We start from the raw sequence: 21,707 nt of genomic DNA on the forward strand, positions 1-21,707 counted from the left end.
CCCGCGCCCTTCCCAGGGTCGAGGGGGCATGAACAGAACCCTGGAACACTCCGCCCGCGCCCGCCTGATCACCCCCGGTTACCAGGAGCTCCCGCTCGTCGTGACCCTGCGCTACGAGTCCACCGACCCGCTCGCCGTCCACATCGACTTCCCCGAGGACGTCTCGGTCGACGGGGAGTCGGTGACGTGGACCTTCTCCCGGGCGCTCCTGGGCGAGGGTCTCGAACACCCGGCCGGGATAGGCGAGGTGCACCTCTGGCCGTGCGGTCCGACCCGCACGGTGGTGGAACTCCACTCGCCGCACGGGCTGGCGGTGGTCCGGTTCCGTACCGCGCAGCTGCAGCGGTTCCTGAACCGCTCGTACGGGATCGTCGCGCCCGGCATGGAGGACCTGGGGCCGCAGGTCGAGCGTGGGCTCGCACTACTGCTCGGCGCGGCCTGAACCCCGTGTCCCGCCGGGCCGACACCCGATGCGCGGAACGTCGACGTCAGTCCAGGCCCGCCGACTTGAGCCAGGCCTTGGCGACGTCGAGGGGGTCCTTGCTGTCCAGCTGGACCTGGGAGTCCAGGTCGAGCAGGGCCTTCGTGTCGAGCTTGGCGGAGACGGCGTTGAGCGCGTCGATGCCCTCCTGTGTGAGGCCGCTCTTGTAGACGAGCGGGGTCACGTTCGCGAACCCGAAGAGGTTCTTCGGGTCCTGGAGGACGATGAACCCCTCCTTGGTGATGGTCGGGTCCGTGGTGAAGATGTCCGCCGCCTGCACGGTGTTCGTCTTCAGCGCCGCCTGGGTCAGCGGGCCGCCCGCGTCGAGGGCCTTGAAGGACTTGAACTTCAGCCCGTACGCCGCCGCCAGACCGGGCATGCCCTGCTGGCGGGTCTGGAACTCGGGCGAGCCGCCCAGCACCAGCTCCGGCGCGATGTCCTTGAGGTCGGCGAGCGTGGAGGCCGCGGTGAGGCCGTACTTCTTCGCGGTCGCCGCGTTGACCGTGACGGAGTCCTTGTCCTCGGCCGGCGACGACTCCAGGAGCGTGAGCTTGGAGTCGAGCTTGGCCTTCGCCGCCGCGTTCACGTTCGCGAGGGAGGTCTGCGCGGCCTTCGCGTCCAGGTAGGCGAGCAGCGAGCCGTTGTACTCCGGCAGGACGGTGATGGAACCGTTCTTGAGCAGGCCGTAAGTGGTCTCGCGGCTGCCTATGTTGGGCTTGTAGGACACCTTGATGCCCTTGGCCTTCAGGGCCTCGCCGTAGATGTCGGCGAGCAGGATGCTCTCGGCGAAGTTGTTGGAGCCGACGACGACGGTGTCACCGGCCGCCTTGCCGTCTGCGAGCGGGTCGGAGGTGTCGGCGGACGAGGAGGAGCATCCCGTCAGCAGGACCGTCGCCGCCGCGAGGGCGACAGCCGCCGCACCTGGGTGGTTCCTGAGGGGCCTGCCGCTATGGGCGTTGTTAGTCACAGCCCGATCCAATCCAGCCACTTGTCGATCAGTCAAGTGAAGCCGGGTTACCGATTGACGTCGATAGATGATCACTTGCCCGGGGCGCCAGGATGCCGCTTCGTAATGGATTCTTGACTTAGGGCAACGCGCGGGCGCGTTCGAATACGGGATAGTCTCGCCCGAGTTGACGTTCATATTCGGACACGTGCGTGCAGCACCTTCTTGAAGGAGGCGGGGTGTCCACGAAAGAAGTGGACGCGTCAGCCCGTTCGGCGCCGGTGCGCCGGCGCCTGCGTGGTTTCGCCGACCGATGGCCCTTCCGGCGGAAGCTGAACGTACTGGTCGGTATCCCGCTGACGGTGATCGCGATGCTGCTCGCGTATCTGATCGTCGCCCTGGTGCAGGAGTCCAACCGGGCCGAGGATTCCGCCCAGTTGGTGCGGGACAGCGCCCAAGTAGCCCAGCTGGTCGCCTACTTGCAGGCCGAACACCAGCAGGCGGTGCTGCTCTCGGTGCGCTACGAAGCGGAGTCCGACGCCGGCACCCCCTCCACCGCGGTCTACCGGCAGGCGCAGTCCACCGTGGACGCCCAGGTGCGCAAGGTCGTCGACACCTTCGGCGACCGACTGCCCGACACCGAGGCGCAGGCGCTCAAGGACGTCCAGGCCCTGGCGGGCCTGCGGTCCACCATCGAGCAGGGCTATCTGCCCGCCAGCAACATCGACCCCGCCTACTCGGGCGCGGCCGACGGGCTGATCGACGGCCTGAACCTGGACCGGGACACCGACCTCGCGACCACCTTCACCGGCAACCTCCTCGACTCGCTGCTGCGCGCCGACGCCGCCCACGGCGCCTACGAGACCGGCGTGTTCTCGGCGGGCACCCGCGACAGCAACGCGCTCATCGAGTTCACCGGAGCGGTCGGCTCCTACCAGCTGTTCACCTACCAGGCCGAGCGGTTCGCCCGGTTCGCCGACGACGCGCAGACCGACGAGTTCGGCGGCATCGAGCACAACTCCTGGCAGGCCGAGATCAGCCGGCAGTACGCCGAACTGGCCGTGGACCCCAGCGCGTTGCAGGTCGAGTCCAGGGACGAGATCAAGGTGGCGCTGCGGGCGTCGATCCTCTCCTACTCCACCTACCGCGCACAGGCCGAGGCCCGGCTGCAGATCTCCGTCTCGCTCATCGACCAGATCGCCGACCGGGCCCACGACGCCGCCACCGGCGCGAAGCTGCGCGCGGCCCTGCTGCTGGGCCTGGCACTGCTCGGCTTCGCCCTGTGGATCGCCTTCTCCATCCTGATCCGCCGCTCCGTGGTCCGCCCGGTGATGGCGCTGACGGGAGCCGCGCGGGAGGTCGCCGACGTGGCGGGCCGCGAACTGGCCCGCGTCGCCGACGACGACGCCGAGGAGTCCGGCTCCCCGCGACTGCGGCAGCTGCCGGTCACCGCGGACGACGAGATCGGTGAACTGGCCGGGGCCTTCAACGACGTTCAGACCACGGCGGCGGCCCTGCTGGAACGCCAGGTGCTCAGCCGCCGCAACGTCGCCGAGATGTTCGGCAACGTGGGCCGCCGCGTCAGCAACCTCACCACCCGCCAACTCGCCCTGATAGACGCGGTGGAGCGCGGCGAGACCGACCCGGCCCTCCTCGAACGCCTCTACTCCATCGACCACATCGCGGTCCGGCTGCGCCGCAACGCCGACAGCCTGATGCTGCTGGCCGGCATCCGCGAGACGCTGCTGGACTCCGGGCCGACCGCGCTCACCAACGTCGTACGTGCCGCGCTGGGCCAGATCGAGGGGTTCAGGCGGGTACGGCTGCGGGCCGCGACCGAGGCCATGGTGGAGCCCGACATCATCGGCGACCTGACGCTGATGATCGCCGAACTCCTGGAGAACGCGGTGTCGTTCTCGCCCGAGGACAGCCCCGTCGAGGTGGTCGTCGGCTCCGACCACGACAACGCGACGATCACCGTCTCGGACCACGGCCTGGGCATGAGCGCGGAGCGCCTCGCCGAGGAGAACTCCCGCCTGGTGCGCCGCGAACGCCTCGACGTCGTCCCGACGAAGGTGCTCGGCCTGTTCGTGGTCGGCGCGCTGGCCCGCCGCTGGGACGTCGAGGTCACCCTGTCCCGCACACCGGGCGGCGGCGTGACCGCAGAGGTCATGATCCCGTCGACCCTGCTCCTGCCGACGACGACCGAACCGGCCAGGGCCACCACCCTCGCCGCCCCGTCGACCCCCGCGGTGGGCCCGTCCCCGTCGTCCACGGTCCCGTCCTGGGCGACGAAGGAGGACGACACGACATCCCTCCCACGCCGGGTCCCCCGCCGCGACGACCACCCGACGGAACTGGAACAGGGCGAACAGGAGCCGGGGGCAGCACAGTTGCCGCCGACACCGATTCCGGCTGCAGCTGCGGCTGCGGCTGCGGCTGCGGACCACGACGCGACTACGCCGGTACCGACGGCCTCCGCCTCCGACAGCGCCGACACCGGTGCCAACGGCCATGCGTCCGGCGCCGGTTCCAACGGTCACTTCGCCGGTACGGCCGACTCCGCGCCCCTCAACCACCCGGCCGACGCCGCTGCCCCCGGCCATGCGGTCCGCGCGGGGCGCTCGGCCAGCACCGGCCCCCTCGCCGACTCCACCGACGCCGGTTCCAACGGTCACTTCGCCGCTACGGCCGACTCCGTGCCCCTCGGGCACCCGGCGTCGGCCGACGCCCTCGGGCACCCGGCCGACGTGGCGGGTTCCGGTCCTCCGGCGGGGTCCAGCGCCGGTATTCCGGCCCCCCGCGCCGCCCGGCCGACGCTTCGCAGCCGGGCGGAGGACAGGCCCGTAGCCGATCCGTTCGCCGTCGGGCCCGACGGGTCCCGGCCGCTGCGGCGGCGGGTTCGTGGGGCGACCCTGCGGAGCACCGCCGAGGTCGCCGCACAGCAGGCCGCGCGGCAGGCGGCCGTACCGCCCGCCGACGCTGACGCCGTACGGAACTCCCTGGAGGAGTTCGAGGCGGCGGTCGCCCGTGCGAACCGCGACACCGGCCAGTACCCTCGCCCGGACAACCTCCGTCCCGACGTTCCGCCCGACCGGACAGCGCCGTCCGACCCGATCACCGTCGGAGACACCCCGCACCCCCAGAAGCACCTTCCGGAAGGAGCCGAGCAGTGAGCACGTCGACAGGTGAGACTCCCGCCGGAGACGCAAGGCCGACCGATCTGCGGGCCGCCGCAGCCGACTTCACCTGGCTGCTGAACCGATTCGCCACCGAGACGGCGGGAGTCGTGGACGCCATCGCGGTGTCCTCCGACGGTCTGCTGATCGCCGTCTCGGCGCTGCGCGACCACGCCGACTCCGAACGTCTGGCCGCGATCGTCTCGGGCATCACCAGCCTCGCCGCGGGCGCCTCCGGCAACTACGGTCTGGGCGGCCTCAACAAGGTCATCATCGACCTGGAGGGCGGCCATGTCCTGGTCTCCGCGATCGGCAGCGGCGCCGTGCTCGGCGTCGTCACCGGCAAGGAGGCCAAGCTCGGCAACATCGCCTACGAGATGACGGTGTTCGCCAACCGCGCGGGCTCCGCCCTCAGCCCCCAGCTGGTCCTGGAGCTGAAGAACAGCGTCGGCGCCGCGCACACCCGCTGAGCACGCGCCACCGTAGAAACAGCTGTAGAGCCAGTTGCAGAACCAGCTGTAGAGCAGCAGTTGAGAGACCGTAGAGAGAGCGAACACCGATGGCGGACGGCCGCACACCGCACGGGGCCGGGGAGGACGACGTCGGCCCCGTCGGTCCCGCGCCCGCCGTCCGGCCCTTCCTGGTCACCGCCGGCCGGGTCGCGGGCGGCGCGGGCGAGGCGTCGTCCGGCCGGACGATGCCCGTGGAGACCCAGCTGGTGGCCACCACCGGCGGGCTCGCCGCGCTCCACCGGCTCTCCTTCGAACAGCACGACATCGTCGCCGCCTGCCGCATCCCGCAGTCCATCGCGGAGATCGCGGCCAGGCTGCGGCTGCATCTGAACGTGGTGCGGGTCCTCGCCGAGGACCTCCGGACGGCTGGGCAGCTGTCGGTGCACGTGCCCGACTCCGGCGTCACTCACGACGCGTCCGTTCTGCGCAGGGTTATCGACGGCCTCCGGGCCATCCCCGACTCCCGGAGGGTACTCCGTGACACCGACTGAACCGCTGGCCCGCGCCTCGGCAGCACAACAGGCCGCCGTACGGCCGCCGTTGCCGGTGAAACTGGTGATCGCGGGTGGCTTCGGCGTGGGCAAGACCACCGCGGTCGGCTCGATCTCCGAGATCGAGCCGCTGACCACCGAGGCGGCCATCACCGAGGTCGCGGCGGGCGTGGACGACCTCAGCCACACCCCGACCAAGACGACCACCACGGTCGCGATGGACTTCGGCTGCATCACCATCGACCCGACACTGAAGCTGTATCTGTTCGGTACGCCCGGACAGGAACGGTTCGGATTCATGTGGGACGACATCGTCGAGGGCGCGATCGGCGGACTGGTCATCGTGGACACCCGTCGGCTGGACGACTGTTACGCCGCCGTCGACTACTTCGAGCACAAGCAGATCCCGTTCGCCGTCGCCGTGAACGCGTTCGACGGGCGCACCGCGCACACGCTGGACGAGGTGCGGTGGGCGCTCGACGTGTCGGAGGGGGTGCCGTTGCTGGTGTTCGACGCGAGGGAGCGCGGCTCGGTGCGGGATGCTCTTCTGGTCGTTCTTGAGCAGGCGCTGGCCCGGAGTGGTGGGTAAGTACAGGACGGGTAGGGGTACTTGAGGTGGTGGGGAACTGCGGGTCCTTTGTGGCTTGTCGCGCAGTTCCCCGCGCCCCTTAGGTTTGCCGTACTCCCGGTGATACGGCTGCTCTGGCCGCTGCCCAGAAGACCGCCAGGGTCGCCAGTGCCAGGGCCGCTACCAGGGTGGCGCCGCCGACCACCTTCTCGTAGTTGTGCTGGTAGAGGCCGTCGACGATGTAGCGGCCCAGGCCGCCCAGGCTGACGTACGCGGCGATGGTGGCCGTCGAGATGATCTGGATGGCCGCCGAGCGCAGCCCGCCGAGGATCAGCGGGAGCGCGACGGGGAGTTCGACCCGGAGCAGGATGTCGGACTCGCGCATGCCCATGCCCCGGGCGGCGTCCACGGGGGAGGGTTCCACCGAGCGCATCGCCTCGTAGGTGGTGACGAGGATCGGCGGTACGGCGAGGACGACCAGCGGGATCATCACGGGCAGCATGCCGAAGCCGGCCACCATGACGATGAGCACCAGCAGGCCGAAGGTGGGCAGCGCGCGTGCGGCCGTGGCGAGCAGGGTGAGGGCGTTGCCGCCCTTGCCGTAGTGCCCGGTGACCAGGCCGACGGGCAGCCCGATCAGGGCGGCGAGGCCGAGCGCCTCCAGGGAGTACGTGAGGTGCTCCAACAGCCGGGTGGGGATGCCGTCGTAGCCCGACCAGTGGGCGCCGTCGGTGAAGAAGGAGGTGACGAAGTGGAGTACGTTCACCGGGCCGTGGCCTCCTTCCGGGTGCGGGTCGCGCCCGATCCGCTCGGCATCCAAGGGGTGAGCAGGACCCGTACGCCGACCAGCAGGGCGTCCACCAGGACGGCGAGCGCCGCCGTGGTGAGCACGGAGTTCCAGGCGAGTTCGGGCCGGTTGTAGATCTGCGCGTCGTGCAGCAGGTTGCCGAGCGCGCCCTGGTTGCCGATGAGCATGCCGACGCTGACGAGGCTGATGCTGGACACGGTGGCCACCCGCAGTCCCGCGATGATCGCGGGCACCGCGATGGGCAACTGGACCTGGACGTAACGGCGTACGGGTCCGAAGCCCATGGCGGTCGCGGCGGCGAGGGTCTCCTGCGGCACCGAGCGGACGCCGTCGACGATCGCCGGGACGAGCACGACCAGGCTGTAGACGGTGAGCGGGATCATCACCGTCAGTTCGGTCTGTCCCGTGTAGTCGATGAGGACGACGAAGAAGGCGAGGGAGGGGATGGCGTAGAGCACGGTCGTCACCCACAGCACGGGCGGGTACAACCAGCGCAGCCGCACGCACAGTTGGGCGAGCGGCAGCGCCAGCAGCAGCCCGCCGAGGACCGGCAGCAGGGCCTCGCGCAGATGCAGCCCGATGAGACCGAGCCAGCTGTGCTGGAGGTCGCTGGGTATGTCGAAGAAGCGGTTCACCGGGTGGTGGCCTTCTGGGCGGCCTCGGGGCCCGCCGCATGGGCATGCGCGTGTGCACCCCTGATCGCCTCGCCGATGGCCGCCTGGGAGACGACCCCGGCGGCCCGGCCCTCCGCGTCCACGGCGACCGCCCAGCCGGTGGGCGACAGGACGGCACAGTCGAGGGCGGCGCGCAGCGAGTCCTGCCCGGCGGTGAACGGCCTTCCGTACGGCAGCAGTTGACCGGCGTCGATCTGTCCGGCGGTCAGCCCGCCGGGCTCGCTCCAGCCGAGCGGACGCCCGTCGAGACCGGTGACGAGGAGGTAGGGCGCCTCGGTCGCGCCCCGGGCGGCGAGCTGCTCGGCGGTGGCGTCGATCGCGACGATCGGGGCGGTGAGCAGCTCAAGTCCCGCCGAGGAGAAGAACGACAGCCGCCGGATGCCCCGGTCGGCGCCGAGGAAGTCCTCGACGAACTCGTCGGCGGGGTCGGACAACAGCTCGGCGGGCGGCGCGAACTGGGCGAGCCGACCGCCGGTGCGCAGTACGGCGACCATCGTGCCGAGCTTGACGGCCTCGTCGATGTCATGGGTGACGAAGACGATGGTCTTGCCCAACTCCTCCTGGATGCGCAGGAGTTCGTCCTGCAGCCCCTTGCGCACGACAGGGTCGACGGCGGAGAAGGGCTCGTCCATCAGCAGCACCGGAGGATCGGCGGCGAGGGCGCGGGCGACACCGACGCGCTGCTGCTGGCCGCCGGAGAGCTGGTAGGGGTACCGCTTGGCGAACGAGGCGTCGAGCCCCACCCGTTCCATCAACTCCCGGGCCCGGGCGCGGGACTTGTCCTTGCTCCAGCCGAGCATCCGGGGCACGGTCGCGATGTTGTCGACGACCGTACGGTGCTGGAAGAGTCCGGCGTTCTGGATGACGTAACCCATGGACCGGCGCAGGGTGTTGACGGGCTGCTGACGGCTGTCGACACCGTCGATGAGGATCGTGCCCTCGCTGGGCTCGACCATCCTGTTGATCATCCGCAGGGTGGTCGTCTTGCCGCAGCCGGAGGGCCCGACGAGGACGGTGATCGAACCGTCCGGGATGTCGAGGGAGAGGCGGTCGACGGCCACGGTGCCGTCCGGGTATCGCTTGGTGACTGAATCTATCCGTATCAAAACGCCGAATACCCTTCGGGTCTGGCTTTTCCGCCCGCTCTCGACCGGTGGAACGGTCGGGTTCAGGCCGTTGCCGGGAGAGTCTAAACCGCTCACGTGTACGTAATTCCCTGCGCACCCCCTTCACGGACCGGTACCTTCCCTCCCATGACCGACAGCCGAAAGGCCAGTGCCGCGTAGGCGCCCGTCCGCCCTGCGGGGCGAGGCATCCGCGAGGGGGCGAAACCGCGACCGGCGCACCTCCATCGACCGGCTCTCCGGCGCCTGCACCGCCGACATCCGCAGACTCGAACTGACCCGCCACTGGTACGAGTCGACAGCGGGAGCCTTCGCCCAGTGGAGGCTCCTCGCCCACGGCCCGGCACGCCGTTTCGCCGAGCCGTTCCCGGCGGATTCCTGCGGCATCCCCGAATGCGGCTGCTGCCCGGGCTATTTCCGCGACCACCTCGAAGCGGTACTGCACGCACTGCCGAGGAAGAGCGCCCGTGAACTGCGTGCACTGGTAAGGGAGTTGGACCGGATCATCCTGGACCGGGCCAGGATCCTCCGGGTGAACCATCCCGACGAGCCCTGGTGGCGCGGGCAGTTGTGAAGTGCGAGGGGAGGGAGGAAGGACCGTGAGCCGGAGGCGTTACGTCGCCCGGGGTGTGCCCGGGGGTTACCGGGTCTGGGACAACCGGGGGCGCCGCTGGTGGGGCGACCTGTACGAACTGTGCCCCGACGACCTGCTCACCGAGCTGAACGGAGCGGCCGACCAGGACCGGATCACCGCCCTGCTCAAGCGGTACCGGGCCCTGAAGCGTTGAGGCACGAGGAAGTCGAGGCCCTGCCCTGCTGTACCGTGCCGGTCCTGGCGCTCGCCCCGGCCGGCCCCACGCCCGCCGAATCAGCCAGCGATCCGTGGCAGCAAGGACTCCATCCTCCCGCCCGTCCGGACGATCAGGACGTCCTCGTAGAGCAGGAGTTGGGCCGAGTCGCCGTAGCTGGGCCCCGGATCGTCGACCTCGATGTGGCTGCTCCACACCTCGTCGCCCGTGCGCAGATCGAGTCCGGACAGGTCTCCGGTCGGGCTGAAGAAGTACACGACGCCCTGCCCCGGAGACACCACGGGAGCCGCGACGGACTGCATCTGGTTCTCCTCGGACGGCTCGACGCCCGACGGGCGGGTCCACAGGACCTTGCCGCTGGTCAGCGAATAGGCCGAAGCCTTGCCCTCGTCGGTCACGGAGATCAGCCGGTCGCCGATGATCTCCGACGCGGCCAGCATCCCCCCTTCGACCCGATAGGTGTGCGAGGTCTGCCGCCCGGAGGCGGTCACAGTGATCAGCCGCTTGTCCTCGGAGCCCAGATCCTTCGCCTCGATCAGGACCAGCCGGCCCTCCGAGGTCCCGACCAGCCCCTGCTTGCCGGGGACGGTCACGACCTTCCTGGCGGATCCGGTGGCGGGATCGAGCCGGAAGACGTCGGTGTCGCCCGCCTCCTCGGTGTCCCGGGTGCACACGAGATAGGGCACACCGCTCAGCACCGCCCGTTGGCAGGCGGTGCCCTTGTTCCAGGTGTGGCGCCACTTCTCCTTGCCGGTCAGCGGGTCGAGAGCCGACATCGTGCGCACCGACGGGGTGTTCGCCAGCACCGCGCCGTCGATGAGCATGGCGGCCTGGTCGGTGCGGTCGTCCTGCGGCATCTCGACCGCCCACAGCACGTCGCCGCTGTCGGCGTCCACCGCCATCAGATCCGTACCGCCGCGGTAGTCGCCGTTCGGCTGCTTCTGCGCGGTGTGATTGCGGTAGGTGTAGACGACCCCGTCGCGCACGGCGAACGGGTGGTCGAGCCCGTCGCCCTCGCGATTGACCTTGACCGTCCACAGCCGCTCACCGGTGTTGGCGTCGATCTTCGCGGCGTCGTACGTGGTCCCGCTGCAGTACAGCGCGGCACCGTCCACCAGACAGCCCCGCTCACTGGCCCCCGCGTCCCCGCTCTCCCACGGCTGCCAGCCCGCCGGCGACACCGCGGGCGGCACGGTCCGGTGCCGCTCGGCCGCACCGCCGCCACCGAAGCCCAGCACCGCCCCCGCGGTGATCGCCGCGACGGCGACCGACACCCCCGCGGCCTGCGAGAAACGGCGCCGGGCGCGCCGCCGCAGTACCTTCTCCACCAGGTCCCCGGGCGCCAGCACCCGGTCCAGGGCGACCGCGTGCAGCGTCTCCCGGACCTTCTCCTCGACCTGTTCCGTCGTCATCCCTGGATCCCCTTCGGCGTGTAGCTGAGCGGCCGGCCCTCTTCGGCGAGCCCTTCGGGCCCCAACTCCGGTACGAGCGCCCTGAGTTTGGCGAGCGCCCGATGCGCCGTACTGCGCACCGTGCCGACCGGGCACCCCAGCAGCGCCGCGACCTCGCCCTCCGGCAGATCCTCGAAATAGCGCAGTACGACCACTGCCCGCTGCCTCTTCGACAGCCGACCGAGCGCTGCCCACAGCGCGATCCGCAGCTCGGTGTCCGCCCCGGCGTCGGCGTCCGTGCCGGACTCGGGCAGTACCGGCACCGTCGTCTCGGCACTGTGCCTGCGCAGCCGCCAACGGTTCACCTGCTGGCGGTACATGACCTGGCGGACGTAGGCCTCGTGCTGCTCGATGTGCGCCCAGCGGCCGTAGGCCTTCATCAGCGCGATCTGCAGCAGATCCTCGGCGGCATGCCGGTCCCCTCCGGTGAGCAGCACCGCGAGCCGCAGCAGCGCGGTGGAGCGCATCGCCACGAACTCCCGGAACCCGTCGTGATTCGAGGCCTTCATCGACCCTCCCCTTCTCGATGGTTCACGACGTGCTGGGCCGCCCCTGGCTATCCATCAGCGGCCGAGAAAGGTCGAGAAGGGCCGAGAGAGGTGTAGCGGGCTACACCCCCGGTTCGGGAGAGCACTCCCTCGTGACGGAGAGCCGTTCCCGGGATCGTTGACCTCGGAAGCAAACAGCTCCCCACACCTCTCCCACCTGGCCCTTCACGGGTCGCACCCGGAAGGAAATCCCATGAAGTCCCTGCTCGCCTCCAAGCCCGTCCTCTGGTTCCTGTTCCTCTTCAACCTCGCCGTCGCGGCCGTCGCGCCGTTCGTCGTGGACGGTTCGCAGGGCGTCATGACCGGGGTCGGCATGGGGGTCGTCTCGCTCGGAGCGGGCGTCAGCCTCTTCAAGAGCCGCGGGCAGCGCCAGGGACAGCAGGGACGAGGGGCGCACCGCCAGCAGATCTGACCGCTTCCGCAAGAGGCCCCTTCCGCAAGAGGCCCCTTCTGGAATAGGCCCCCTCCGGAAAAACAAGACTTCCCCTCTGCCCGTACCGCAGATCTTGGAGACCCCTGCCCGTGGCTACCTTCCTCCACAGACTCGGCCGTCTGGCCTTCCGCCGACGGTGGTCCTTCCTCCTCCTCTGGGTGGCCGTACTGGCCGCCGTCGGCTTCGGTGCCGCGTCGGCGCCCGCCGCCCCCGACGACCAGAACAGCATGCCGGGGATCGAATCCCAGAAGGCGTTCGACCTCATGGAGCAGCGCTTCCCGGGGGCCGCCGCCGACGGGGCCAGCGCCCGGATCGTCTTCATCGCCCCGACCGGTGAGAAGGTCACCGCCGCCGAGAACCGCGCGGTGATCCAGAAGCTGGTGACGGACGCCGGCAAGGGCGCCCAAGTCGCCTCCGCCGTAAGCCCGTTCCAGGCGCAGGCCGTGAGCAAGGACGCGACCACCGCGTACGCCACCGTCACCTTCAAGGCGAAGGCGGACGACCTCACCGACGCCAGCAAGTCCGCCCTGGAGCACGCCATCGACACGGCGAGGGCCGCCGGGATGACCGTCGAGGTCGGCGGGGACGCCCTCGCGACCCAGCCCTCGGCGGGCGGCGCGGCCGAGGCGATCGGTATCGCGATAGCCGCCCTGGTCCTGCTCATCACCTTCGGCTCGATGGCCGCCGCCGGACTCCCGCTCCTCACCGCCATCCTCGGCGTCGGCATCAGCATGGCCGGGATCATGGCCGTGGCCAGCACCTTCGGTCTGTCGGAGACCACCGGCACCCTCGCCACCATGCTGGGCCTGGCCTGCGGTATCGACTACGCCCTGTTCATCGTCTCCCGCTACCGCGAGGAGCGCGGCAAGGGGCACGCACCCCAGGAAGCCGCCGCCCTCGCCACCGGCACCGCCGGTTCGGCGGTCGTCTTCGCCGGTCTCACCGTCGTCATCGCCCTCGCCGGACTCTCGGTCGTCGGTATCCCGATGCTGACGAAGATGGGCCTCGCGGCGGCCGGCGCGGTCGTCGTCGGAGTCCTGATCGCCCTCACCCTCGTCCCGGCGGTACTCGGCTTCTGGCCGAACGCCGTCCTGTCCCGCAGGACCCGCAAGCGCGGCCACGCCAAGGAGGACACCCGCAACAACGGCGGCAGCCGCTGGGCCCGCTTCGTCCTGCGCCGCCCGGTCCCCGTACTCCTCGCCGCCGTCGCCGGTCTCGGCACCCTCGCGATACCCGTGATGGACCTCCAGCTGGGCATGCCCGGCGACGAGGCCAAGCCCACCTCCACCACCGAACGCCGTGCCTACGACGCCCTCGCCGACGGCTTCGGCCCCGGCTTCAACGGCCCCCTGATGATGGTCGTGGACGCCAAGGGCGCCAGCGACCCCAAGGCCGCCGTCGCCACGATCGAGAAGAAGATCGCCGCCACCGACGGCGTGGTCTCCGTCTCCCCAGCCCGCTTCAACAGCGCCGGTGACACGGCGATCTTCACCGCCGTCCCGGCCACCTCGCCCACCGACAAGAAGACCCAGGACCTCGTCAAGACGATCAGGTCCGAACGCCCGGCCACGGAAGGCGCCACCGGCGCCGAGTTCGAGGTCACCGGCACCACCGCCCTCAACATCGACGTCGCCGAGAAGACCCAGTCCGCCCTGATCCCTTACCTGATCGTGGTCGTGGGCCTGGCGATCCTGCTCCTGCTCCTGGTCTTCCGCTCGATCCTGGTCCCGCTGAAGGCGGCCCTCGGCTTCCTCCTCTCGGTCATGGCCGCGCTCGGTTCCGTCATCGCGGTCTTCCAGTGGGGCTGGGGCGCCTCGCTCCTCGGCGTCGAGACGACCGGCCCGATCATGAGCATGATGCCGATCTTCCTGGTGGGCATCGTCTTCGGACTGGCCATGGACTACGAGGTGTTCCTGGTCGCCCGGATGCGGGAGGCGTACGTCCACGGGGACGAGCCCAAGCAGGCGATCGAGACCGGGTTCCGGTACAGCGCCCGGGTCGTCGTCGCCGCCGCGCTGATCATGATGGCCGTCTTCTCCGGCTTCATCGGAGCCGGCGAGTCGATGATCAAGATGATCGGCTTCGGGCTCGCCATCGCGGTCCTCTTCGACGCCTTCATCGTCCGGATGGCCCTGGTCCCCGCCGTACTGGCCCTGCTCGGCAAGGCCGCCTGGTGGATGCCCCGCTGGCTCGACCGGATCCTCCCCAAGGTCGACGTGGAGGGCGAGGCCCTCACCCACCGGGCCACGCAGCCGGCGACGGCGACGGCACCCACGCCGGTCCCGCCGCCCCCGGGTCCGACCCCGGTCCTCGTACCCGACCGCGACTGACCCCCGTACCGGGGCCGCCGCAGTAGCCAGCGGCGGCCCCAGCGCCGGACCCGTGGGGACGGGGAACGGCGCACACGTCCCGGGGCCGGCGGCGGACAACTCCCCCCGTCCGCCGCCGGCCCCGAGGACGCCCCAGAACCCCGCACAACCCAGAACCCGCACGACCGAGACCCCACGCCAAAAGGCACAACACCGCCTGTGTCACCGCTCATCGGCCCGCAGCCGCAGTCCACGGCCCGCCGGCGAAGACAGCACCGCAACGGCCCGACCACTGAGACGGAAGCAGGACGACACCCCGATGAAGACCCCCACGATGGCAGGCATCGCCACGCTGGCAGCAGGCGGCGTGTTCCTCGCCGCGATGGCCCTCGGCAACGACGACGACAACGACAACACCCCGGTGGCGGCCACCCACCAGAAGGCCCCGGCGACCAACTCCCCCACACCTACCGCCACTTCACCGGCGAACGGCCAGTACGTCGCCCTCGGCGACTCCTACACCTCCGGCCCGAACATCCCCTCCCGGTCCGACTCCGCCCCCGCGGGCTGCGACCGTTCCGACCACAACTACCCCTCCCTGGTGGCCGAGCGCCTGCACCTCTCCGGCGCCGACTTCCACGACATGAGCTGCGACGGCGCCACCATCGCCGACCTCACCACCCCCCAGTCCACCGAGGACGGCGTCAACCGCGCCCAGCTCTCCGCCCTTTCCACCCGGACCAGCCTGGTCACCCTCGGCATCGGCGGCAACGACATCGGCTTCAGCTCGCTGATCAAGCAGTGCGTGAAGGCGGGCGTCCTCTACTACGCGACGGGCAGCGGCAAGTACACCGGCGTCACGGCACCCTGCCGCGAGGAGTACAACTCAGGTGCTACGGACGAGATACAACTCAGGATCGACAAGGCGGGCAGCCGCCTGGCCACCGCGCTGACCGAGGTGCGCCGCCGGGCCCCGCAGGCCGAGGTGTACGTCGTCGGCTACCCGGCGATCCTGCCCCCGACGGCGGGCGACTGCGGTCGCGACATGGGCCTCGCCCCCGCCGACGTGCCCTTCCTCCACAAGGAGGCGCAGTCCCTCAACTCCACCCTGCGCGAACGCGCGTCGGCGGCCGGCGCGGTGTACGTCGACACCTACAAGCCCTCCGTCGGCCACGACGCCTGCTCGGACCGCACGACCCGCTGGATCGAACCGATGATCCCGCTCGCCCCGGCGGCCCCGGTCCACCCCAACGCCCGGGGCGAACGCGGCATGGCGAACGCCGTACTCGACGCCATCGACACCCCCAAGTAAGGCCAGCAAACCCAGCAAGCCCGGTAAGCCAAGTAAGCCCAGCAAGCCCAGCAAGCCCACGGAGCCCCCTGATGACCGACAACCACACCCACAGCACCGGCGGCGACAACCTCCACGGCCGCCGGGTCGTCGTCACCGCCGCCGGTTCCCCGCTCGGCCGCGCCACGGCACTGGAGTTCGCCGAGGAGGGCGCCCTCGTCCTGGTCACCGACCCGGACCGGGACGCCGTACGCCAGGTCGTGAAGACCATCGAGTACGGCGGCGGAACGGCCCTCGCGATCGTCGGCGACCTCGGTGACCGGCAGGTCGCCGAGCAGGTCGTCGACACCGCGCTGGAGGCCCTCGGCGGCATCGACGTCCTCGTGCACGACGCCGGCGGCATGGACCCCCTCACCCTCGCCGCCCTGCCCCACCTGCTCGCGGACGGCGGCGGCTCGGTCGTCCTCGCCACCGCCGAGAACCACGCCGTGTCCCGGCACAGACTCGCCGACCTGGTCGAGAAGCTGGCCGCCATGTACGGCGACCAGGGCCTGCGCGCCAACGCGATCATCACCGGACCCGTCACCGGACCGGCCACCGGACCCGCCACCGACGACACCACACCCGAGGACCAGGCCGCCGCGATCGTCCACCTCGCCTCGGCCGCCGCCCGCGACCTCAACGGCACGGTCCTGTCCACGATCTCCTACCTGCGTAGTATTGCTTGACTTAAGCAAGAGTTTTACTGTATGGGGAGTCGTAGATCGTCCCCCACGGAGGCCGGCCCATGTCCCACGCAATCCCCCGCCCCGCCGACACGGGAAGGGACGCACCGGCGCGGCCCAACGCCGTCGTCGCGGTGCTGGCCTTCGGCGGCATCGTCGTCGCGCTGATGCAGACGCTGGTGATCCCGATCGTCCCGGAGCTGCCGAAGCTCCTGAACGCCGAGTCCTCGGACACCGCCTGGGCGGTCACCGCGACCCTCCTGGCCGGCGCCGTCGCCACACCGATCATGGGCCGCCTCGGGGACATGTACGGCAAACGCCGGATGCTCCTGGTCAGCCTCGTCCTTCTGATCGCCGGGTCCGTCACGGCCGCCCTCAGCGACTCCCTGGTCCCGATGATCGTCGGACGGGCGCTGCAGGGCCTGGCCTCCGGTGTCATCCCGCTCGGCATCAGCATCATGCGCGACGAACTGCCCGCCGAACGGCTCGGCTCCGCGACGGCGATGATGAGTGCCTCGCTCGGGGTCGGCGGCGCCCTGGGCCTCCCCACCGCCGCGCTCATCGCCGACAACTACGACTGGCACATCCTGTTCTGGAGCTCGGCGGTCATGGGCGCCATCGCCCTCGCCCTGGTCGTCACCCTCGTACCGGAGTCGAAGGTCCGCACCGGCGGCCGGTTCGACCTGATCGGCGCCGCGGGCCTGGCGACCGGCCTGATCTCCCTCCTCCTGGCCATCTCCAAGGGCGCCGACTGGGGCTGGGCCAGCGGCACGACTCTCGCCCTGTTCGCCACGGCCGTCGTCGTCCTGTTGGCCTGGGGCTACTTCGAACTCCGCACCACCCAGCCCCTGGTCGACCTGCGCACCACCGCCCGCCGCCAGGTCCTTTTCACCAACCTCGCCTCGATCGCCCTCGGCTTCGCCATGTTCGCGATGTCGCTGGCCCTTCCGCAGCTCCTGCAGTTGCCTGAGGCGACCGGCTACGGCCTCGGCCAGTCCCTCCTCGCCGCCGGCCTGGTCATGGCCCCCTCGGGCCTGGTCATGATGGCCACGGCCCCGGTCTCCGCCGCCGTCTCCAGGGCGAGGGGCCCCAAGGTGACGCTGATGACCGGCGCCCTGATCGTGGCCGCCGGCTACGTCCTGAACATCGTGCTGATGACCGAGCTGTGGCACTTCATCGTGGTCTCCTGCGTCATCGGCGCGGGCATCGGCTTCACCTACGGCGCGATGCCCGCCCTGATCATGGGCGCCGTGCCCGCGTCCGAGACGGGCGCCGCCAACAGCCTCAACACCCTGATGCGGTCCATCGGCACGTCGTCGGCGAGCGCGGTCGCCGGTGTCGTACTGGCCCAGATGACGACGGACTTCGGCGGCACGCCACTCCCGTCGGAGAACGGCTTCAAGACCGTCCTGGCCATCGGCGCGGGCGCCGCCCTGGTCGCCTTCGCCATCGCCACCTTCATCCCGGGCCGCGGCAGGACCGCGGACGGAACGACACCCCCCGAGGCACCCGCCCCCGACACCCTCGACACCCCACCCACCACAGGCATCCCGGTCCACGGCCGCGTCCGCGGCACCGAGAGCACACCGGTGCCCGGCGCCGCCGTCACCCTCATCTCCCCCGAAGGCCACCAGCTGAGCCGCACGGCCACCGGCACCGAGGGCGCCTACACCCTCCAGGCGCCCACCCCGGGCCCGTACGTCCTGATCGCCTCCGCCGACGGCCACCAGCCCCAGGCGGCCACGGTCACCGTCGCCGACCGGCCGATCTCGTACGACATCCTGCTGAGCGGCACCAGCGGCCTGACCGGCGTGGTCCGCTCCGCCGACAGCGGTACGCCGGTCTCCGGGGCGGTGGTGATCGTGACCGACGTCCGGGGCGACGTACTGGCCGGCGGACAGACCGACACCCTGGGCGAGTTCACGATCGGCGACCTGGCCCCCGGCCCGGTGACCCTCGCGGTCAACTCCGCCAAGCACCGCCCGCTCGCCCTGCCCGTCGAGATCGGCGGCACCGGCAACACCCGCGTCGAGGTCGAGCTGCGGCCCGGCGCGAACGTCCGGGGGACGGTACGAGGGGCAGGGCACCCCCTGACGGACGCGAGCGTCACGCTGATGGACGCCGCCGGAAACGTCGTCGCGACGACGACCACGGGCCTGGACGGCGCGTACGCCTTCGCCGACCTGGACACCGGCGACTACACGGTGATCGCGACGGGCTATCCGCCGAAGGCAAGCCCGGTGACGGTCTCCGGCGCCGGCGTCGACGACCACGACGTCGAACTGGCCCACCAGGCCGAACAGAGGGAGACCGGCTGACCCCCGCCCAGGGGTGCGCCTCCGCCATCCACCCCACGGAGGCGCACCCCCCAGTCCTCTCCTGCCCCCCTGACAGCCGAACGGCACGGTCCCGCCCGGCGCGGCGGCACACGGACCAAAGCCGCAGGTCAGCCGAGCGAAGGAGACCAGGAGGACGACCACCGAACGTACCCGTCCGTATCCGACCGGTTGCGCCCTGTCGTCGCGCTTCCCACCGTGGGCCCAAAGAGAGCAGCTCTCGAAAGGACTGCGCATGCGCGCCCTCGTTTCCCGTTCCCGCGGACTTCTCCTCCCGTCGTCGGTCGTCTGTGCCGCGCTGATATTCGGCCCGGTCGGCACGGCTGTCGCCGTCTCCGACGCGAGCCGGGACGCCTACACCTCACTCGGCGCCAGCACGTCGTGGTCCCCCACGCCCGCCAAGCCCTTCACCTCCACCAAGCCCTCCGCCTACGCGGACCGGATGCTGCAGCGCCTCGGCGCCCTGGAGCGCGCCGACCGCACCGACGTACTCACCCCGGTGCTGAACGTCCTCACCGACCTCACCGAGCAGACCCGCACCGGCCGCCTGACCGCGCCCCAGGCGGCCGGTTTCGCGAAGGCGGTCGAGACGGCCAAGGCCTCGCTCAAGGAGCGCCTGGCGGACCGGACCGCCACGACGAACAGGGCAGCCGCCGTCCGCGCAGCCGCCCTGGCCGACCCGATCTCGGACCTCCTTGACCAGCTGACGGCGACCCTCAGCGGCCTCCTCGACTCGGTCACCGGCCTGGTCGGTACGGTGACGGGCCTGGTCAGCGGCCTCCTCGACACCCTGACCGGCCTCCTCGGCGGCCTCCTGGGCAGCCTGCCGCCCCTCCCGGTGGAACTGCCCCCGGTCGAACTCCCGCCCCTCGAACTGCCACCGCTGCCGGTGGACCTGCCCCCGGCCGAGCTGCCCGCGCTGCCGGCGGCGGGAGCCGCCGCGGACCCGACCGGCTGACGCCCCCGCAACACAGAACAGAACACAACCAGCACCACATCCCACCCCACCCCATCCCATCCCATCCCACCGCATCCCGCCCTGCCTGGTCCAAGGCAGGGCGGGATGTGGTTCGCTGCCGGTATGACCGATGACCTGGAGACCGTCGCGTTCGAATCCGCCGAGGCCTTCGAGGCCTGGCTCGGCGAGCACCACGCGACCTCACCCGGCATCTGGCTCAAGTTCCGCAAGAAGGCCCCCGGCATCACCGTCACGCTGAACTACGCCCAGGCACTCGACGTGGCGCTCTGCCACGGCTGGATCGACAGCCAGAAAGCCGGCCTGGACGACCAGTGGTGGCTCCAGCGCTTCACCCCGCGCAAGGCGCGCAGCAAATGGTCGAAGATCAACCGGGACAAGGTGGCCGCCCTGACCGAACAGGGCCGGATGCGTCCGGCGGGCCAGGCCGAGATCGACCGCGCCAAGGCGGACGGCCGCTGGGAGGCGGCGTACGACAGCGCGAGGACGGCGACCGTGCCGGACGACCTCGCCACGGCCCTGGCCACCACCCCGGCGGCGGCGGAGTTCTTCGAAACCCTGGACCGCCAGAACCGCTACGCGATCCTGCACCGCCTCCAGGACGCGAAGAGGCCCGAGACCCGGGCCCGCCGGATCGAGAAGTACGTGGCGATGCTGGCGAACGGCGAGAAGCTGTACCCCTGAGCGGCCACTCACCCGAACAGCTCAGCCCACTGGCGGACCGGCGCCCGGCTTGCTGGCCTTGGACCCCTGCCCCCCGTCCGCCGCCAAGGGAGTACCGCATGCCAGGCAAGAACGAGAGCCCCCACGGGACCGGCAACCTCACCGAGACCTTCGCCTTCCGCTGCCTCGACTGCGCCACGACCTGGAACCGCACCTTCGAGGTCATCCCCCTCCCCGACCCGGCCGGCTGCCTCAACCCCCTGGAGTACGTCGACGAGGACGGCCGCGCCATGCGCACCCCCCTGACCGACGCCGTCTGCGCGGCCTGCGGCAGCCGCAAGGTACGCGTGGGCTGACCCCCACCCCCACCCCCGCCTCCGCCTACTACTGCTGCTCCTTCTCCTTCTCCTCGAAGGAGGCGAAGTACGCGGCGGCCATGTCCTCGTCCCCGTGCCCCTGCTCGACGGCCCGCCGGAACCGCTCGGCGCTCGCGGCGGCCACATCCAGCCGTACGCCGTTCCGCTCGCCCGCCTCGACGATCAGCCGGGCGTCCTTCGCGGCCGTGGACACCGCGAAGCTCGCCGGGGTCAGCCCGTCGTTCAGGATCAGGGCGGACTTGGCGCGCAGATAGCCCATGTCGAGCGGACCGCCCTCGATCGCGTCGAAGAAGTTCTGCGGGTCGACACCGAGGGCCTGTGCGAGGGCCAGCACCTCGCCGGTCGCGTTGGTGACGGCCAGCACCCAGCTGTTGGCGACCAGCTTGAGCCGCGTGGCACTCCCGGCCCCGCCCTCCTCGCCGGTCCACACCGTACGGGCGCCGACCGCGTCGAGGACGGGCTCGACGGCGGCCCGGTGCTCGGCGGGCCCGGCGGCGAGCACGAGCAACTGCCCGGCCTCGGCGGGCTGCCGGGTCCCGAGGACGGGCGCGTCGAAGAAGACGAGCCCCAACTCGTCAGCCTGTGAACCCAGTTCACGGATGGCGTCCACGCCCGCCGTCGTCGACTGCACCCACGCGGCCCCCGCCCGGAGCGCGGGCGCGGCCTCGCGCATGACCTCCCGGACGGCATCACCGTCGTACAGCATGGTCAGGACGACATCGGCGTCCCGTACGGCCTCGGCGGGTGTGCCGGAGACGTGGACGCCCGGCTCGGCGGCGAGCGGTTCGGCCTTGGCGGGGGTCCGGTTCCAGACCCGGACAGCATGCCCGGAGCGGGCGAGGTTACGGGCCATGGCGGCGCCCATGATGCCGGTGCCGAGGACGGCGACGGTACGGGAGGGGGTCTCGGTGTCGGTCATGAGTTCAGTTAACCAAGCGGACTGGGTCTTGCCAGTGGGTGAATCCATCCACCAAGATTCCGCCCGATGGATAAAATAATGAACCGG

Annotated in this window: 22 protein-coding genes; 15 read left to right on the forward strand and 7 right to left on the reverse strand. The window is 70.9% G+C overall.

Going from position 1 to position 21,707, the window contains the following annotated elements:
* Positions 1–28: 28 nt before the first annotated feature.
* Complete coding sequence (locus tag CW359_RS21665) at positions 29–442, forward strand: SsgA family sporulation/cell division regulator (protein WP_105971720.1); 414 nt, start codon at positions 29–31, stop codon at positions 440–442.
* Between the two features lie 46 nt (positions 443–488).
* On the opposite strand, the gene CW359_RS21670 is transcribed toward CW359_RS21665, so the two are convergent.
* Entirely contained in the window at positions 489–1,448 is a 960-nt protein-coding gene (locus CW359_RS21670) for an ABC transporter substrate-binding protein (RefSeq protein ID WP_105971721.1), read from the reverse strand.
* Positions 1,449–1,666: 218 nt separating this feature from the next.
* Between CW359_RS21670 and CW359_RS21675 the strand changes: the two genes are divergently transcribed.
* The 4 genes from CW359_RS21675 to CW359_RS21690 all read left to right on the forward strand — a co-directional run bounded on the left by CW359_RS21675 (position 1,667) and on the right by CW359_RS21690 (position 6,198).
* On the forward strand, positions 1,667–4,603 hold the full coding sequence (locus tag CW359_RS21675) for an ATP-binding protein (RefSeq protein WP_105971722.1): 2,937 nt from the start codon (positions 1,667–1,669) through the stop codon (positions 4,601–4,603).
* On the forward strand, positions 4,600–5,076 hold the full coding sequence (locus tag CW359_RS21680) for a roadblock/LC7 domain-containing protein (protein WP_105971723.1): 477 nt from the start codon (positions 4,600–4,602) through the stop codon (positions 5,074–5,076). Before CW359_RS21675 ends, CW359_RS21680 begins: the two co-directional genes overlap by 4 nt.
* Positions 5,077–5,165: 89 nt before the next feature.
* Complete coding sequence (locus tag CW359_RS21685) at positions 5,166–5,609, forward strand: DUF742 domain-containing protein (protein WP_105971724.1); 444 nt, start codon at positions 5,166–5,168, stop codon at positions 5,607–5,609.
* Positions 5,596–6,198: a GTP-binding protein gene (locus tag CW359_RS21690; protein WP_105971725.1), complete on the forward strand. Its 603-nt coding sequence runs from the start codon at positions 5,596–5,598 to the stop codon at positions 6,196–6,198. Before CW359_RS21685 ends, CW359_RS21690 begins: the two co-directional genes overlap by 14 nt.
* Before the next feature lie 79 nt (positions 6,199–6,277).
* Here CW359_RS21690 and CW359_RS21695 read toward each other — a convergent pair whose 3' ends face one another.
* The 3 genes from CW359_RS21695 to CW359_RS21705 are packed head-to-tail and all read right to left on the reverse strand — an operon-like array spanning position 6,278 to position 8,765.
* Positions 6,278–6,943 (reverse strand): ABC transporter permease, encoded by a 666-nt coding sequence (locus CW359_RS21695; RefSeq protein WP_105971726.1) that lies wholly within the window; start codon positions 6,941–6,943, stop codon positions 6,278–6,280.
* The gene (locus CW359_RS21700) at positions 6,940–7,620 is read right to left on the reverse strand and encodes an ABC transporter permease (protein ID WP_105971727.1); all 681 of its coding nucleotides are present in this window, start codon (positions 7,618–7,620) and stop codon (positions 6,940–6,942) included. Before CW359_RS21700 ends, CW359_RS21695 begins: the two co-directional genes overlap by 4 nt.
* The gene (locus CW359_RS21705; RefSeq protein WP_105971728.1) at positions 7,617–8,765 is read right to left on the reverse strand and encodes an ABC transporter ATP-binding protein; all 1,149 of its coding nucleotides are present in this window, start codon (positions 8,763–8,765) and stop codon (positions 7,617–7,619) included. The genes CW359_RS21700 and CW359_RS21705 overlap by 4 nt, the downstream gene beginning before the upstream one ends.
* Positions 8,766–8,934: 169 nt before the next feature.
* Between CW359_RS21705 and CW359_RS21710 the strand changes: the two genes are divergently transcribed.
* The gene (locus CW359_RS21710) at positions 8,935–9,357 is read left to right on the forward strand and encodes a hypothetical protein (protein WP_105971729.1); all 423 of its coding nucleotides are present in this window, start codon (positions 8,935–8,937) and stop codon (positions 9,355–9,357) included.
* Positions 9,358–9,382: 25 nt separating this feature from the next.
* The gene (locus tag CW359_RS21715; RefSeq protein ID WP_105971730.1) at positions 9,383–9,571 is read left to right on the forward strand and encodes a hypothetical protein; all 189 of its coding nucleotides are present in this window, start codon (positions 9,383–9,385) and stop codon (positions 9,569–9,571) included.
* Between the two features lie 80 nt (positions 9,572–9,651).
* Here CW359_RS21715 and CW359_RS21720 read toward each other — a convergent pair whose 3' ends face one another.
* Both CW359_RS21720 and CW359_RS21725 read right to left on the reverse strand, forming a co-directional pair.
* Positions 9,652–11,004 carry an outer membrane protein assembly factor BamB family protein gene (locus CW359_RS21720; RefSeq protein ID WP_105971731.1) on the reverse strand — a complete coding sequence of 451 codons (1,353 nt, stop codon included), beginning with the start codon at positions 11,002–11,004 and terminating at the stop codon, positions 9,652–9,654.
* A complete protein-coding gene (locus CW359_RS21725; protein ID WP_105971732.1) occupies positions 11,001–11,552 on the reverse strand; it encodes a SigE family RNA polymerase sigma factor in 552 nt (183 codons plus the stop codon). The genes CW359_RS21720 and CW359_RS21725 overlap by 4 nt, the downstream gene beginning before the upstream one ends.
* Before the next feature lie 232 nt (positions 11,553–11,784).
* Here CW359_RS21725 and CW359_RS21730 point away from each other — a divergent pair, with 232 nt between their 5' ends.
* The 8 genes from CW359_RS21730 to CW359_RS21765 all read left to right on the forward strand — a co-directional run bounded on the left by CW359_RS21730 (position 11,785) and on the right by CW359_RS21765 (position 20,680).
* Positions 11,785–12,003: a hypothetical protein gene (locus tag CW359_RS21730; protein WP_105971733.1), complete on the forward strand. Its 219-nt coding sequence runs from the start codon at positions 11,785–11,787 to the stop codon at positions 12,001–12,003.
* Between the two features lie 110 nt (positions 12,004–12,113).
* Positions 12,114–14,354 carry an MMPL family transporter gene (locus CW359_RS21735; RefSeq protein ID WP_105971734.1) on the forward strand — a complete coding sequence of 747 codons (2,241 nt, stop codon included), beginning with the start codon at positions 12,114–12,116 and terminating at the stop codon, positions 14,352–14,354.
* A 298-nt stretch (positions 14,355–14,652) separates the two neighbouring features.
* Positions 14,653–15,645, forward strand: a complete 993-nt coding sequence (locus CW359_RS21740) for an SGNH/GDSL hydrolase family protein (RefSeq protein ID WP_232838512.1) — start codon at positions 14,653–14,655, stop codon at positions 15,643–15,645.
* 71 nt (positions 15,646–15,716) lie between these two features.
* Complete coding sequence (locus CW359_RS21745) at positions 15,717–16,352, forward strand: SDR family NAD(P)-dependent oxidoreductase (protein ID WP_105971735.1); 636 nt, start codon at positions 15,717–15,719, stop codon at positions 16,350–16,352.
* Between the two features lie 59 nt (positions 16,353–16,411).
* Positions 16,412–18,667 carry an MFS transporter gene (locus CW359_RS21750; RefSeq protein ID WP_105971736.1) on the forward strand — a complete coding sequence of 752 codons (2,256 nt, stop codon included), beginning with the start codon at positions 16,412–16,414 and terminating at the stop codon, positions 18,665–18,667.
* 253 nt (positions 18,668–18,920) lie between these two features.
* A complete protein-coding gene (locus tag CW359_RS21755) occupies positions 18,921–19,643 on the forward strand; it encodes a hypothetical protein (protein WP_198655325.1) in 723 nt (240 codons plus the stop codon).
* Positions 19,644–19,748: 105 nt separating this feature from the next.
* A complete protein-coding gene (locus tag CW359_RS21760) occupies positions 19,749–20,345 on the forward strand; it encodes a YdeI/OmpD-associated family protein (protein ID WP_105971737.1) in 597 nt (198 codons plus the stop codon).
* 98 nt (positions 20,346–20,443) lie between these two features.
* Positions 20,444–20,680, forward strand: a complete 237-nt coding sequence (locus CW359_RS21765; RefSeq protein WP_105971738.1) for a hypothetical protein — start codon at positions 20,444–20,446, stop codon at positions 20,678–20,680.
* 28 nt (positions 20,681–20,708) lie between these two features.
* Here the strand turns inward: CW359_RS21765 and CW359_RS21770 are convergent, their stop codons facing one another.
* Complete coding sequence (locus CW359_RS21770) at positions 20,709–21,668, reverse strand: NAD(P)-dependent oxidoreductase (RefSeq protein WP_269805605.1); 960 nt, start codon at positions 21,666–21,668, stop codon at positions 20,709–20,711.
* Positions 21,669–21,707: the final 39 nt, after the last annotated feature.

The organism is Streptomyces geranii (assembly GCF_002954775.1).
Lineage (GTDB): Bacteria > Actinomycetota > Actinomycetes > Streptomycetales > Streptomycetaceae > Streptomyces > Streptomyces geranii.

Coding starts and splice junctions, on each gene's coding strand:
- CW359_RS21745 (WP_105971735.1), top strand. CDS start 15,717: ATGACCGACAACCACACCCACAGCACCGGCGGCGACAACCTCCACGGC.
- CW359_RS21725 (WP_105971732.1), bottom strand. CDS start 11,552: ATGAAGGCCTCGAATCACGACGGGTTCCGGGAGTTCGTGGCGATGCGC.
- CW359_RS21755 (WP_198655325.1), top strand. CDS start 18,921: ATGCGCGCCCTCGTTTCCCGTTCCCGCGGACTTCTCCTCCCGTCGTCG.
- CW359_RS21740 (WP_232838512.1), top strand. CDS start 14,653: ATGAAGACCCCCACGATGGCAGGCATCGCCACGCTGGCAGCAGGCGGC.
- CW359_RS21760 (WP_105971737.1), top strand. CDS start 19,749: ATGTGGTTCGCTGCCGGTATGACCGATGACCTGGAGACCGTCGCGTTC.
- CW359_RS21730 (WP_105971733.1), top strand. CDS start 11,785: ATGAAGTCCCTGCTCGCCTCCAAGCCCGTCCTCTGGTTCCTGTTCCTC.
- CW359_RS21720 (WP_105971731.1), bottom strand. CDS start 11,004: ATGACGACGGAACAGGTCGAGGAGAAGGTCCGGGAGACGCTGCACGCG.
- CW359_RS21685 (WP_105971724.1), top strand. CDS start 5,166: ATGGCGGACGGCCGCACACCGCACGGGGCCGGGGAGGACGACGTCGGC.
- CW359_RS21765 (WP_105971738.1), top strand. CDS start 20,444: ATGCCAGGCAAGAACGAGAGCCCCCACGGGACCGGCAACCTCACCGAG.
- CW359_RS21770 (WP_269805605.1), bottom strand. CDS start 21,668: ATGGATTCACCCACTGGCAAGACCCAGTCCGCTTGGTTAACTGAACTC.
- CW359_RS21665 (WP_105971720.1), top strand. CDS start 29: ATGAACAGAACCCTGGAACACTCCGCCCGCGCCCGCCTGATCACCCCC.
- CW359_RS21750 (WP_105971736.1), top strand. CDS start 16,412: ATGTCCCACGCAATCCCCCGCCCCGCCGACACGGGAAGGGACGCACCG.